General features: G+C 39.4%; 11 protein-coding genes. All 11 read right to left on the reverse strand.

Annotated features, from left to right (window positions below; genetic code table 11):
- Positions 1-239: 239 nt before the first annotated feature.
- The 11 genes from AAEY99_RS14935 to AAEY99_RS14985 all read right to left on the reverse strand — a co-directional run bounded on the left by AAEY99_RS14935 (position 240) and on the right by AAEY99_RS14985 (position 15,186).
- Positions 240-518, reverse strand: coding sequence for a peptidylprolyl isomerase (locus AAEY99_RS14935; protein ID WP_101087820.1), 279 nt, complete (start codon positions 516-518; stop codon positions 240-242).
- 95 nt (positions 519-613) lie between these two features.
- Entirely contained in the window at positions 614-2,443 is a 1,830-nt protein-coding gene (locus AAEY99_RS14940; RefSeq protein ID WP_351011019.1) for a DUF885 domain-containing protein, read from the reverse strand.
- A gap of 789 nt (positions 2,444-3,232) precedes the next feature.
- Positions 3,233-4,480 (reverse strand): tetratricopeptide repeat protein, encoded by a 1,248-nt coding sequence (locus AAEY99_RS14945; RefSeq protein ID WP_162022715.1) that lies wholly within the window; start codon positions 4,478-4,480, stop codon positions 3,233-3,235.
- Positions 4,480-5,100: an energy transducer TonB gene (locus AAEY99_RS14950; RefSeq protein WP_101087814.1), complete on the reverse strand. Its 621-nt coding sequence runs from the start codon at positions 5,098-5,100 to the stop codon at positions 4,480-4,482. The genes AAEY99_RS14945 and AAEY99_RS14950 overlap by 1 nt, the downstream gene beginning before the upstream one ends.
- A gap of 1 nt (position 5,101) precedes the next feature.
- Entirely contained in the window at positions 5,102-5,506 is a 405-nt protein-coding gene (locus AAEY99_RS14955; protein ID WP_011638073.1) for an ExbD/TolR family protein, read from the reverse strand.
- A 13-nt stretch (positions 5,507-5,519) separates the two neighbouring features.
- Positions 5,520-6,047: a MotA/TolQ/ExbB proton channel family protein gene (locus AAEY99_RS14960; RefSeq protein ID WP_011638074.1), complete on the reverse strand. Its 528-nt coding sequence runs from the start codon at positions 6,045-6,047 to the stop codon at positions 5,520-5,522.
- A complete protein-coding gene (locus AAEY99_RS14965) occupies positions 6,047-7,402 on the reverse strand; it encodes a MotA/TolQ/ExbB proton channel family protein (RefSeq protein WP_101087812.1) in 1,356 nt (451 codons plus the stop codon). The genes AAEY99_RS14960 and AAEY99_RS14965 overlap by 1 nt, the downstream gene beginning before the upstream one ends.
- Positions 7,402-8,184, reverse strand: a complete 783-nt coding sequence (locus AAEY99_RS14970; RefSeq protein ID WP_162022714.1) for a DUF3450 domain-containing protein — start codon at positions 8,182-8,184, stop codon at positions 7,402-7,404. The genes AAEY99_RS14965 and AAEY99_RS14970 overlap by 1 nt, the downstream gene beginning before the upstream one ends.
- Positions 8,185-8,568: 384 nt before the next feature.
- Positions 8,569-9,528 (reverse strand): class I SAM-dependent methyltransferase, encoded by a 960-nt coding sequence (locus tag AAEY99_RS14975; RefSeq protein WP_351011021.1) that lies wholly within the window; start codon positions 9,526-9,528, stop codon positions 8,569-8,571.
- A gap of 101 nt (positions 9,529-9,629) precedes the next feature.
- Positions 9,630-12,191 carry a TonB-dependent receptor plug domain-containing protein gene (locus tag AAEY99_RS14980; RefSeq protein WP_351011023.1) on the reverse strand — a complete coding sequence of 854 codons (2,562 nt, stop codon included), beginning with the start codon at positions 12,189-12,191 and terminating at the stop codon, positions 9,630-9,632.
- A 574-nt stretch (positions 12,192-12,765) separates the two neighbouring features.
- On the reverse strand, positions 12,766-15,186 hold the full coding sequence (locus AAEY99_RS14985; RefSeq protein ID WP_351011025.1) for a DNA polymerase II: 2,421 nt from the start codon (positions 15,184-15,186) through the stop codon (positions 12,766-12,768).
- Positions 15,187-15,249: the final 63 nt, after the last annotated feature.

Genomic DNA, 15,249 nt, shown 5'->3' on the forward strand with positions numbered 1-15,249 from the left:
TAATTCACTTGCTGTAACTTACCGCTCCCTGTTTATTTGTAAATTAATTGAGGCGACAACTATCCTGACACAGGGGGCCTTTATCAAGATGTAAACGTAAAAAAAATGCCCAATCTCTACTGTGCAAATTTCGTAATTTCAGCCGATCACTATAAAGATTTATGTCCATATACCCTCTAGTTTTTTTCAATAAAAATGGCAGCCTAAGCTGCCATTATTTATCACGGACTCAATAATGACTAGCCGCGACTGGTCACTTCAAGTAAATGAAAACCAAATTGAGTTTTTACTGGGCCTTGAACAACATTTAATGGTGCACTAAATACCACTTCGTCAAATTCTTTAACCATCATGCCTGGTCCAAAAGAACCTAACTCGCCACCCTGCGCACCAGATGGGCAAGAAGAATTTGCCTTGGCTACGTCAGCAAAATCAGCACCAGCTTCGATCTGTTGCTTGAGTGATTCGCATTGTTCCTGAGTGCTTACGAGTAAGTGTCTAGCAGTTGCTTGTACCATAATTTGGCTCCTAAAATATAATATAAAATAAAAATGTAACACTAACATAATGACAGAACGATGACATACATAAGTCACCGTCCTTTTTACGGCATTTATTTGGCTAGTTCAGCTTTTATCCAATCAGCAATTTTGTTTTCCATCACCGCCATTGGTAATGATCCTGACGTGAGTAATTGATCATGAAAACCTTTTAAATCAAATTTTTCACCCAAGGCCTTTTCTGCATCCGCTCGTAAGCGCAAAATAGTTAACTGACCGACTTTGTAAGATAGTGCTTGGCCTGGTATGGCCATGTAACGCTCCACTTCTGCAACAATATCAGACTCCGCCATTGGAGAATTGTCTTTCATGTATTGAATAGCTTGTTCACGACTCCAGCCTTTCGCATGAAGTCCTGTATCTACGACTAAGCGCATTGCTCTTAACATTTCATCAGATAACTTGCCGAAATACTGATATGGGTCGTTAAATACGCCCATCTCAATCCCTAAGTACTCTGCATACAACGCCCAACCTTCTTCAAATGCAGTGTAACCCTGGAAGCGCTGAAACTGTGGAACATCAGTTAACTCTTGCTTAATGGCAATCTGAAAATGATGACCGGGAGCAGCTTCGTGCAATGACAAGGTTGTCATACCCCATTTGGGTTGTGCTTTTAAGTTGTAAGTATTGATATAAAAAACACCTGGGCGTGAACCGTCAACTGCTGGTGATTCATACGATGCGCCAGCGGCAGATTTCTCACGAAAACTCTCTACAGGCTTAACAATATAATCAGCTTTGGGCATCACATTAAAATACCGAGGCAATACTTGATTTATATGCTCTTTAATCGTCATATAGCCATCAATTAAATCTTGTCGGTCAGTAAAAAAGTACTGCGGCTCTGAAGATAAAGAAGCAAAAAATGCAGTTAAATCACCTTTAAAACCAACTTGTTCTCTGACCTTGTCCATCTCAGATAGAATGCGTGCAACCTCAGAAAGACCAATTTGATGAATTTCATCCACTGACAAAGTTGTTGTTGTATGGCTATTAGCTAAATGTTGATACCAATCTTTACCATTTGGCAGTCCCCACCAACCATCTGAAGCACGAGAATTGGGTAAATAGACATCTTTTACATAGTCTCGTAACTGAGTCAATGCAGGTAATAGTTCAGAATCAATAAGTTGCGAGTATTCAGTGGTTAATTGTGTTTTTTGCTCAGCAGTAAAGCTTTCTGGCAGTAAATTAATTGGGGAATAAAACAAACTACTCTGTGCATCTGTAACAAGTTGAGCGTCTAACTGAGGAATAATCCGCTCGACAAGCACTCGAGGTAGTACAACTTTACTTGCTATACCTTCATCCATACGTTGCTGTGCAAGTTTAGTCCAGTTAATAAACCCACGTAAGCGGCCTAACCAATTTTGATAATCTTCAACAGTCTTAAATGGTTGAGCACTTTCACCACTGCCCAACTGGACCATAGTAAATACTGTGCTATAAAACTGATTAATAGGTAAGAAGTACTCTGGATAAGTTTCGCCAATAAGCTCCATATTACGATCATAAATAAACATGTCGTAACTCAACTTAAGTGATGCAGGAAGCTTATCAACATCAATCGTTTTAGCTTGACTAAAGTAACGGCTATTTAAATTATGACGAGCCTTTAAATACTCTTCAGTTAATGCTCCACCGAATTGGTCGTTATAGTCATTAACTCCCACAAAGGTGGCGTAAATCGGCTCAAGCTTTAATTGATCATTAAAAAAATTATCAACCATTGTCAAATACTGCTCTGAGGCAGATTGAGGCATAACGGCAGCACTAGGTTCGGCGGGGGTTTCAGGCGTAGATGAGACAGTAGTCGCTTCAGAACAACCTTGAGCGACCAATAATAAGGACACAGTCAATGCCAGCAATGTTTTATTCATTTTTATTATTCCTTAACACAATTTAACTCACGCCTTATTAGCGTGTCGATTTATCTCGATGTAACTCACCTGAGCTCAGGATAAAAACAGTTATCAAACGCTCCTTGTCTGGCTAACTGTTTTATATCGACTTGCAATAGACTAGCTATTGACGCGTCAATACACCTTGTTAGCAAAACAAATGACCAGTTTGATATGACATAGGACAAATGTTGTCATTTTGCCTTACTTATCCAATCTCTTAACCCGAGTCGAGGTTAACTATTTAATCTCGATAAAAATATGATTTAGTTATTACGCTTAAAAAAAACAGGATATGGGGGTTTCATTACCACGTATGAGTATCCTAATTAGAAGTGAATTTATCTCACGCCCAATCACCACTACTCTACACCTGAGCATATTATTAGATAGCACAACATAAGCTCTCACTAACAATGCCCGACCTTGTCTACTTAAGTGTATAAAATACACTTACAATCAGGCTTACTCGTTCTGGATAACGTATTTCTAATATGTAATATCGTTACTATATGCCATACATGACTAAGCAGACATCATCATTTCACTTATTGTATCTTTGCATGGCGGTACATGAAACTAAACTTCATCAAATACACACTATCTAACAATTTATTGATTTCGAATATCAGTCAATACGTTAATTCAATAAGATTCGAGCCATTAATACAGCAAAATTAATAGCCTAAATACAATAAGAATGATGAGAGCATTTTCATGAGAAAATAAAAAAGCCCCTAAAAAGGGGCTTTTTAAATCAAGCTTAGATTAAAGCGTTACGTTGTGAATCCGAGCTTTTTCTTTGATATAAGAAATATAGCTCTTAGCACTGCGTTCAGTCTTTTTATCATTAGCGGCAAGAACTGCACGGTTATAAGCAGACTTATACTTTTTAAGGCTCAAGTATGCTAAAGCTAGCTCAAATTGAGCTTCACCCGGGTTATCAATACCAGCATCAAGTGCTTTTTTAAGCACCGGAATAGCTTCATTGTATTTTTGTTCTAAAGCAAGAATACGACCTTGTTTTAAATACAGTTCACCCTTATTACTAACTGCAGCAGCTTTGCCATAATAGTAAGCAGCTTCTTTTAGCTCTTTAGCATTATGATAAAAACCAGCGAGTGTAGTTAAACTCTTCTCGCTTTCAACAACTAAACCAGACTTCATGTGCTTTTCAAAAATGGTAGCAGCTTTATAAGGCGAACCTTTTTGCGCTAACAATTGAGCCAAACGAGTAATATTACTGTCCGTCTCTAAAAAGCCATTTTTATATGCTAAATCATATGTTGCTAGTGATTTATCATAGTCTTCAGTCATCAAGTAAAACTGAGCTAACTGAACCCAGAGACGTTTATCGTCTTGGAACAAAGGCACCATAGTTTCTAACACTTTTACGGCTTCTTTGTACTTTTTCTGGTTGAAGAAAGCGGTTAACTTCATTTGATACAAGCCTTTATCAGGCGATTCAGCTAAAGTTAAACCTTTGTCAGCAACTTGCAGTACTTTATTCCAATCTTTTAACTCAGTGTAGGCAATACCAATTCGACGATACATTTGCGCATCAGCCTTACAGGTAAAATCCATCCACTTGTAATAATATGGAATCGCTTCTTTAAACTGTTTCTCTTGTAATAACAAATCAGCATACAAACGCATTGTTGCAGCATGATCTGTACCACCAAGAATGTCAGCATCAACAGCAGTCTTTAAATATTTGATTGCTGTCTTCATCTGACCTTTTTCAGCATAGAAGTTACCTAACATACGATCGACATACGCTTTGTCGAAATCGTTTTTAGCATTAGCCTCAAGCAAAATTGCAATCGCTTGGTCTAAATTCCCTTCGGTATATGCTTCAAAAGATTTTTGAACTTTTTTTGCAGCGCTTTCGCCAACAGCACGAGATTGACGTTTGTCAATCTCACACTTTTCCGCAGCAACTACAGAGCTAGACAATAATGCACTTCCGCAGACTGAAAGTAATAACGCTGTAGCGATACTAGTAACTTTACGCATTATCTACCTCCCTTCTCTAGTGTGAAGTCCAGTTGTACTGTCATACCACTTTGTCTTAATGGCTTGCCATCGACAATCTTTGGTTTGTATTTCCATTTTTTCAATGCGCGAATCGCTTCACGATCGAATAAACGCTTAGGTTCAGCTTTGATAACAGAAACGTCATCAACACCACCTAGTTCGTTAATTGTAAAGGTAAGTTGAACCCAACCCTCTTTACCATCACGAGCAGCAGCAATTGGATACTGGGGCTCAATACGAACGATAGGGGTAGCATCACCATCACGGGTCATCATGTTACCAAGCTTGAAACCAGTACTTGGTCCACCAGATTCGATTCCACCCATATTGAACGCCATATTAGTGTCAATATTAGATGATGAATCAGGCGGAGTAGTATCCGGCTTCGGTGGCTGCTCCGGTGGTGGAGGTGGCTTAGGTGTAACCCTTGGTTTTTTCTGTGCCTTCGAATCCTGTTTATCCATCGTAATTTCAATAACAGGGGATTCCACTGAGTCGCCGTTGCGTTGTGCGCCGCCGCCGACCAGGAAAGCCATGAAAGCAAACAGCCCAAAAGTCACTGCAGCACCAATGATTATTGATACGAGTGCTCTTAGCATATTACTCATTCCCCGCTGATACTGAAATTTTATCGATACCTGCAGCTTTAACGTTATCAAGCACTTTAACGACTAAACCATGTAAAGCGTCTTTGTCTGCTTGAATCAGTACGGCTGCTTCAGGTGCTTCCGCCAACATACGTTCTACGTTTGCAGTTACACGTTCGATATCAACCTGACGGTTTTCCATCATAATGACACCAGTTTTACTGATACCAATAAAGATGTTCGCCGAAGGTTTAGACGTAGCCTGTGACGCTTTAGGCTTGTTGTAGTCTAAGCCTGATGGCTTAACAAACGATGTTGTTACAATAAAGAAGATCAGCATGATAAACACGATGTCTAGCATCGGGGTCATATCAATTTGCGCTTCCTCTTCCATAGTGGAATGCTTCTTACGTGCCATGTTCAATCTCTCTCTAGTGGTGAGGCATGCTGTCTTTTAGCTTTTCTAAACTGATTCTCATTTTTGAGTCTAAACGTGTGCTAAAGAAAACACCCGATAGAGCTGCAACCATTCCTGCCATTGTCGGCATTGTGGCCATAGAGATACCAGCGGCCATTAAACGAGCATTACTCGTCCCCTGAACTGCCATCACATCGAATACTGAAATCATACCGGTTACAGTACCTAATAGACCAATCATTGGACAAATGGCTACTAGGGTTTTGATTAACAGCATACGTGCATTCAAATCTTGCTTCGCTTGGGATACCCAAGCTTCACGGATACGGTGAGCATGCCAAGAAGTTGTTTCTTCTCTTGCTTCCCATGAGGCGATAACGGCTTGATGTTGTTTTGGAGATATCCAATTTAGATACCAATAACGTTCAAGCATTAACACCCACATTAGGAATAGCACTGCTGCAACCAGCCAGAGGACATCGCCTCCGGAGGCCATGAAGCCCCTGACGGAATCCCATACGTCCATCAGGATTAGCATCATTAGTCAGCCCTCTTCTCAGCATGTTCTGCAATGATACCGGCACTTTGTTCTTCAAGAACTTGAACAATAGACTTACTACGAGCAACTACGATTGCATGTAATAACATTAGAGGCAATGCAGCGATAAGACCTTGAACAGTCGTAATAAGCGCCATAGAAATACCACCAGCCATCAATTTAGGGTCACCAGTACCGAATAATTGAATAGATTGGAAGGTTGCGATCATACCGGTAACCGTACCCAGTAGACCCATCATAGGAGCGATAGCTGCAATAACTTTGATGATTGAAATACGAGCTTCTAAAGCTGGTGTTTCTTTTAAGATAGCTTCATCAAGTTTTAGCTCAAGCGTTTCAACATCAACATCTTTATTTGACTGGTATACTTTTAGAATACGACCTAAAGCGTTGTTACCAGGGTTTTCGATGTTTTTACGTTGGCTATTAACTTTAGTACCAATGATAGTCAGAGTCACTAAACGCTCAACCGCAATCAACATACCTAATGCTAACAATGCAAGAATGATGTAACCAATCGTTCCACCGGCTTCTAAACGATCTTCTAAACTAGCTTTGTTAGTAAAGATGTTTAGTAACACGCCACGAGCTGGATCGATATAGAAAGGAGCAACACCTGAAGTAGTATTTTCCCACGTATCAACGGCACTAACCTGGTAGCCTTCTGGTTGCTGTGATAATTGTTGAATTAAACCAAGTTCAGGTTTGTAAACAACATATTTACCTTCAGCAGTTAAGTTGAAAGGACCTACACGGTGAATTGCAGTATTTACTACATTGCCATCGATAGCAGTAACATCACCATCAAATTTAACAACTTTACCTGACTCAACCATTTCAAATAACTGTGCTTCCCAAAATTGTTCTAACTCTTCAATTTTAGGCAGTGATTTACGTGCACCCAATTCAGCAATAAAGGTGTCACGACCAGGAAACTGAGCACTGATGTTAGACGCAGCTAACTTACCAGCGAAATCACCGGCTTCACCTTTAACAACACCAAACATTTCACCCAAGTCACCTTGAGCAGTTTTTAAGTCTTCTTCTAACTGAGCAATTTTACGCTCGTTGTCCAAGAATGCTTGGTTCAAATCTTTGCCACGTTGCTTTTCAGCAGACAGGGCATTTTTTTCACGCTTAAGTAATTCAGCTTTATCGCCACGTTCCGCTTGAAACTCTCTTTCACGCTTAGCGTTTGTCTTACCTTCGTTAGCTCGGTCGGCTTTAACTTGCTGTAACAGTTGACCGATAGTTTTTGGTGCATCTGCAGCAGAAACCATACCAGCTGTTAAAGAGAAAGTTGCAGCTACTAGCACTGATGTAATTAACTTCTTCATTATTGTGCAGTCTCCGCAGCAGGGATTGGTAATGCGAATAGGTCTAGAGCGCCTTGCTTACGAGCAATGCGGATACCTTTAGTAATATCACGTAGGTAGCTATCGTCTAACTTATTCCAAGACTTCGCATCTGCGTCGTACATCCATGCTATTTTCTGATCCAAGCTCTGTGCATAAAGTGCAACGCGGCCTAAATTGAAGAAATCAACTAGCACTTCTTTACCGTCTAGATTTAACTTACCGGTATGAACTGCTACAAAGCTACCATACTCACGCTCAATGCTATAAGCATCAAGGATTAGACGGTATTTTTCTGCCAATGTAACTTCAGCAGTATCAAGGATATCTTTTAAATTCTTAACACGATTCTGACGAGTCTCAATGTTAAATGGTAAATCTAAATTTACGAACTGCTCTAAAGCGTCAACCATTTTAAACATTAATGGCACAACACCCTGACGAAGTTTATCCACGCCGTTGATATCAGTTTGAATTAAATCAAGTGAATTTTGTTGATCAGCTACCAAGCCTGCAACGTAATCATTATATGCTTTCAATGACTCACGCTCATCAGCTACGCTGCCATACTCAAAAAGCATGTCTTGTGCTTGGTCAAAATATTTGTCGACTTTCTGTTGTGACGCAGCTGAAGCAGCATTAAGGCTGCTATCTGCTTTTTGAACGTCAGCTAGAGGATCTGCAACAACGAAGTTGCTACCAGCTAAAGCCAGAGCGCCAACAAGTGCAGTAGCGATTTTTGTTCTATTGCTTACCTTGGACATAGTTCCCAACCAATTTGAAGTGAATTAAAAAGTTCAACTTTGCAAAATAACGATGATCTAAAATTGTTAATCAATGTTACTTCAACTAAGCACGTCTTTTTCTTGTGATTGTTAGTTTTTCTTCCCTTTTCTACACCTATTAAAGCGTAGACCCGTTGGCATCATTTCACAAAATGTTGACCTATGTCAACATTTGCAAAGTTTAAAAACTTGTGGAAAGAGCTGTTAGAGGCGTTAATGTTGTCGAAAGGTTAATAAATAAACGTCTTCAACATAAATGTGTCGTAATTTAATGCTAAGAGAAAAATATTACTTGTTTTTATTCAATTAGTTATAAAACGTTGTCAATTCAATAATACAATGTATTTAGCCTTTTCCTCATTACTAAATAAATTTTGAACCATGTAAATACCAACCTAAGACTTCATTTTGTTCATTATTTAATACTTTGAGTTCATTTAATATCATATTATTTTGGTGAAATTTAGCTATAAATGTTGCCAATTTAGTTTCATCAAATGAAGCGTTCACTAACTCAGCTAACCGTAGTCTTAACGTATCCATTTGTATTGTAATAAATTCAATAAATTCTAACTTTTTTGCAACAGGCCAAAATAATCCAGCTTTAAAAAACTGAGCCACGAAACGCATTAAATCACAATCCTGAGCGGCCGACTCATCAAACATGACTAATAATTTAATCAAGCGATTAATTTCTGCTCTAATTTGCTCACATTGAAGGTCTTTCTTAATTCGCTCAACATCTTCTTGATTGCTGATATTGCCCATGGCATTTGCCATTTTAGCTAAACAATTAATTAATAAATTGACTTCTGCTTTATCAATTAACGTCAAAATCCTTCTATTACGGTTAAGGATCATTGAACGTTTATGATGACAAACAATAACAAATTGGCCATCGTCCTTTAATACTCTAGCCGCTTCTTCAAGTGACTGCTCGACATTTGAATACTCAAAACCAAATTGAGATATATAAAGGTCAACGGAGTTGGGTTCAAAAGGAAGTTGTTCGCAGCGAGTATTAGACATTAAGGCTATGTCTATATTTTGATTGTTGTTACTTACTGAGTTGGCTAAAGTAACCTCTGCTAAATCAACACCAATAACCTTACCCGTTAGCTCACCTTTTGATAACCCATCTCGTAATAACAGCGGTAACGAACCATTACCCGTGCCAACATCAACTACCAAAAAGCCTTCTGTAAGAGCGCTAAATACCGGTTGCCAAATATTTTTCAATATACCCTGATAATTACCTGGTAACGCCTCACCGAATGAAGTTGTGTGTCCTTGCTGCCAATATTCACTCCAGTGACTATTCATTTACACTCCCCTCTTAACAACAACATATTGCTACATAATATACCAAGTAAAAAGGCTCCCGAGGGAGCCTTTCTTATATCTAATTAATAACTAATCAGAATTTAGAACTTAAGTGTATAACTTGCACGATATTCACGACCGTAGTTGTTATACAGGTCAGGATTATCAAATGTACCTACAGAACTTAACACAGGATCTTCATCTGTTAGGTTGTTGATACCTAGTAGTAATTGGCCATAGTTACCAGCATCATCTTCATAAGTAGACGATGTATAGTTCATGTTCCAAGATACTCTATGGTCGCCCATACTGTAATTAGTTGTAAATACAGACTTGTAGTCTGGTTGACCATTCCAACCTGAAGTATCTACAGAATCAGAACCACCTTCAACTTCTTCGATATAATCTAGCACAAAACTGTTGTTCCAGTTAAAGCCGATATCACCGATTGCAGTTTCAAACTTTGCGTTTAAAGCAACATCAATACCAGTAATTTCTAGCTTATCACCGTTACCGTAACCAGTACCAACTTCTAGTGCACGACCTAATGAACCATCTGCGCCATTTGGAGCACGTTCAACATAGAAGGTATCACTTGTTGCTAGGTCACCTTTAGCTATACCACGCATTACATTTGTGATACTACGACGGCTAATTACGTCATCAATATTTAAGTTATAGTAATCAACCTTAATACCGATATCATCAACGATATCCCATGCAACACCTAAGTTAATATATTCAGATGTTTCAGGGCCTAACTCTTTGTTGGCACTGATATAAGTATCATATTGTTTTTCACTACAATCAAGGTCTGAAATTGCTGGTATAGCGGATTGACAGAATGGGTAATCGGTACCATCGTCAGCACTGAATGTAGTAGCTGCGTACAACTGATCTAATGATGGTGCACGGAATGCTTCTGAGTAAGACGCACGCACAACAACGTTCTCTAGCGCTTGCCAACGAACTGATGCTTTAGGCGCAACATTGTCACCAAAATCACTGTAGTCATCGTAACGAGCTGCAAGGTTTAATTCAATATCATCTGTTAACGGTAGAACCGCTTCATAGAACATTGCCCATACTTGACGATCGCCACCTGCAGAGTTACCTGCACTACCACCAATTAAGCCTGCTTCAGACTGTGCGTCATACACTTCGCTAAACTGTTGGTCGAAATATTCCATACCAACGTAATGTGCAACTGCACCACCTGGTAATTCGAATGCATCAAAACCAATACCAGCACTGTACTGATCAAAAGTAGCACGGCCTTGTGTTAAGGTTGTAGCTTTCATGTTATTGACGCCGGCTTCAGAGCCTAAATCAATATCATTAGCTTGGTTATAAGCAAGACCTGCATAGCTTAGGTAGTACTCACCGATAGACTTGTTATCGGCGATATTGTGGTGGTAGTAAACTTCCCACTCAGCATCATTAAACGCACTGATAGTACCGCGTAAGCCTGTTAGGTAATCTTGGTTGTAATCGTCTACGTTACCGTCACGAGTACCAATACCCACCCAACGGAAATAACCTGTTGTTTCTTCACCGTATGGGTTATTTGGGTTATCTGCTGACATACCATTCCAAGCGGCTGCTGGAGGAGCATAACGACCAGTAGAGTTACCTTGAGTAACCATTACTCGGCTAAACCATTCGATGTCTTCTGCAATTTCATAGTTAGCATCAACATATACTGTGTTACGTTCTGTAGATGCTTTGTTATAAGAAACGTTCGCAAACGCATACATACAGTAAGTTGACCCTGGGCTCCAATCGTTGTCAGCTTTAACTGTTTGGAATACATTTGAACCGTATTCTGATTCTAAGTCATCACATAATAGTGATGCTTGTGCACCAGAAAAGTCAGGAGCCGCTACAGTAGCACCATAGATACTCCAACCAGCAGTTTCTTCGTAAGCTTGGATTTCACCATCGCCATTGAAGTCTGTCATGCTCGCCGCAGTATATGGACGATCTGCGTCTGAAATACCTTTACGGTCTTGATGGTCGAATGAGAAAGTAATGTTACCTTTATCCATTTGATAACCAGCAACAACCGAGAATTCTTTACTTGTTAGGCCGCCGTCTTGGTCGCGTGAGCCACCGCCAACGTTGAATTCAAGACCTTGGTAATTCTTTTTCATGATGATGTTAACAACACCAGCAATTGCATCAGAACCATAAGTAGAAGATGCGCCGTCAGTAAGAATGTCGATACGTTCTACTGCAGCCATAGGAATAGCGTTCAAGTTAGCAGATGCACCACCTAGCGTTGGTGAACCTGGGAAACGCTTACCATCAATAAGTACTAAAGTACGGCTCGAGCCTGCACCACGTAAGTTGATAGTTGCTTGAGATTGTGCAGAACTACCTGAACGCTCAGAGAATGATCCGAAAGAGTTCAAGTTACTGTTACGAAGTGCATCAGCAACTGTAAAGTTACCTTCCATCTTCATATCTTCAGTTGTAATGGTCGTAATTGGCGAAGCGCCTTCAAGGTCAGAACGCTTAATGCGCGAACCAGTAACCTCAATACGTTCTACTTTTGCGCCATCTTCATCAGCAGCAAAAACTGCTGGCGAAGCAAATGCAGCTGCTGCTGCACCACTGATCAGTGCTAAACGCACCGACTTAGCTAATACGTTCTTATGCATTGTCTATCTCCCTGGACTTTTTTATGTCTTTCTTATAATGCTAACAACCTTTTTAGGTGTTAGTTCAATGAGGGGATGCAACAAAAAACAATCACAACCTCTCAACTACAGGTGCAATAAAATCACATTTGAAACAACTAATCAACATTTGAAGTGTCGTAAGCGCAAAAGTTAATCAAATGTAACAACTTTAACTGTTAAGAAATATGAACAGGTAATTTTTTTTAACTTTATAAACAATAAGTTAAAGTTGTTTAGTTATTGTCGAAACAACATACCAAGTCTAAAGTTAAAAACTTAACCTATTGTTTTAAATAACTATTAACATGGAGAAGGTAGTTTTTTATTACTTCTGGTAAACATAAAAATGTTAAGTGTTAATAAATAAGGCTATGTAAGTAATTGCTTAACATTAATCGTCTAGATAAATCTTCGTAGATTGGGTTTGCGAGGTTTGTGCGTCATCAAATAATGCTTGATTGCCTTTACTGAATTAAGAACGTAAGGACACGAAGAAAAACAAGCAATGTTAATTAACATTGAAAACTTAAGATTGGGGTGTTGGTAAGTTAACTTATAGCAATAGAAGTTGATTATTCACCAGTGAGTCAAAGCTATGGCCACACAGTTGCAGAATGGGCTCCGCGATAGGTTGAATTTGTTTACAAATATAGTATTCATAATCAATATTTTGTGGTTTTGCTTCTATGGCTTGTGCACCAGTGAGTGTCATTATATATCGAATCTGTTGTCCTTTTCGGGTAACACTTACGTCACCGAGTAGTTCGGCAAGCTGTTTTGCGGCTTTAACATGGGGTGACGACTTTGCGGTATAATCTTCAACATTGCGTCTTAATCGCTTTTTAAAAATAAGTTCATTATCTCGAGCACCGCACTTAATTGCCGCCAGCTCGTTACTCAAATAATCAATAACATCCTCGCCCTTGAAAAACAATTCATATAAATGGTACTGCATCCTTCTTGCAATAGGGCTCCAGTCACTCCTCACCTGCTCCATACCTTTAAAGGTTAGAGTTAATTGTTGCTGATCATTTGACACTGCGCCGACATAACGCTTTTTACTGCCTTCATCCGAGCCCCTTAAGGTAGGCATAATAAATTGTTCAAAGTGGGTTTCAAACTCCAGCTCAAGATAACTGTCTAATTGATATTCTTCTGCGCACCATGCAAGCCAACGTTCGGTTATTGATACAGAAAGATGTTTTCCAACCGCTTGGATATCTTTAATCCCATGATTATCTCCTAACCAGACAAAGGTAGAATCGGTGTCACCATAAATCACTTGATAACCGCACTCTTCTATCCATTGCTTAGTGAGTTTCATAATTTGATGACCGCGCATGGTAATCGAACTGGCTAACTTAGCATCATGAAATACACAACCTCGAGAGCCTAATACGCCATACAATGAGTTCATAATAATTTTTATCGCTTGCGATAACGGCGCATTTTTATCTCGTTTGGCCAGTTCTCTTTGCTCTGCAAGGCTGGCAACTAATGCAGGTAAAATAGGCGATTGCCGACTAAATTGAGCACCTAAATATCCAGCCACTGTCGTTGCATCACCTTTTACTTCACTCGCGTAGAGTCCTTCAACTAAGCCTTTAGGATCGATAAGAAATGTCCTAATAATCGACGGATATAGACTTTTAAAATCTAATACTAAAACATCTTTATAATAACCCGGTATAGAGGACATAACATATCCGCCAGGGCTTTCTAAACCTTGGCTCGCGGGTTGTGCGGGGGCCACAAAGCCACTTCGATGTAAGTGAGGTAAATACAAATGATAAAATGCAGCAATCGATGCACCCACGCGGCCGAACTCCAAGCCCGTTAACTTGGCGCGTTCAAGAGCAAAATCTAACAACTGTGTTTTTTCAAAAATATCCCACACTAGTCGGCAGTCGGTAATATTATAAAAAGCCAATGCATTTTTATCTTGTTCAAATAAATGAGTAATTTCTTGGCCACGATTTTCAACATGATCAATGGCTTTACCTTCGGCTAATAACTGCCTCGATACCGATTCTAACGAAAAACTATCAAACTGATAAAACGCCGCTTTAAGCCAATCAATACCATCCAAAACCACACGCCCAGGTAAAGATAATGTTTCCGGCCGATATTTGTCAGCCACTTTCCAGCTCAGTTCGCTATTACCTCTACCAATTAATAATGGAATTTGATGTAAAACACAGCGTTTGAACAACAAGGCTAAATCAAAGGTCACTACTGCCCAGCCAATAATAATATCGGGGTCATAGTCGCTAAACCACGCTATTAAATGATGTATCAGTTCAATCTCATTTTTTACCCAAACAATGAAGTCATGACATTCTGCTTGCGGTTCGCCCACCATATACACACATTGATAATCGGCACCATATAAACCAACCGAATAAAGTTCACCCGTAAAACTGCACTCAAAATCCAGTGAAACCATCTTCAAAGGGATATCAACAAGTTCGTTGGCGGGCATTTTTCTAGCCCGATTAATCGATAACAAAGGAATCGTTGAAGTTGAATTACGCTGTTGATAATGCCCTGAACACTCAATATCTAAGGCAATAAAACGTTCTATAAGGTAGCGTTGCTCAGACCTAATATCGGCTTCAAATAAAGTAATACCGATATCATTAGCTATGCGACTGAGTAATTTCAATTGGGTATTTGATTTAAGATACAAGGCACTGATAGGTTCATGTGCAAAGCTCATCAATGATATCGACTCAGCCTTAAGGGTAAAGCCGACTTTTTGACTTAATTGATTAACATCTTGCTGACGGCAGAAACAGATCACTTCACTGTGATACAGCTCTGCTAATACAGGTCCTTGAGCGGTTTTAATATAATATTGAAGGACTAATTGTCCATGCCGATAAATAGCATGACGAGTTAATACTCGTCCCTTTACATGATTATTGGTCGTTGGATTATCTGTCGGCGTCACAACGGGTTTGAATTCCGGCACAAGTTTACTCAATTTGATTTATTACTTCGTGGCATGCTAATTCACTGTTATTATGTACAGCAT

The organism is Shewanella sp. S1-58-MNA-CIBAN-0166, assembly GCF_040310085.1.
In the GTDB taxonomy this organism is placed as follows: Bacteria; Pseudomonadota; Gammaproteobacteria; order Enterobacterales; family Shewanellaceae; genus Shewanella.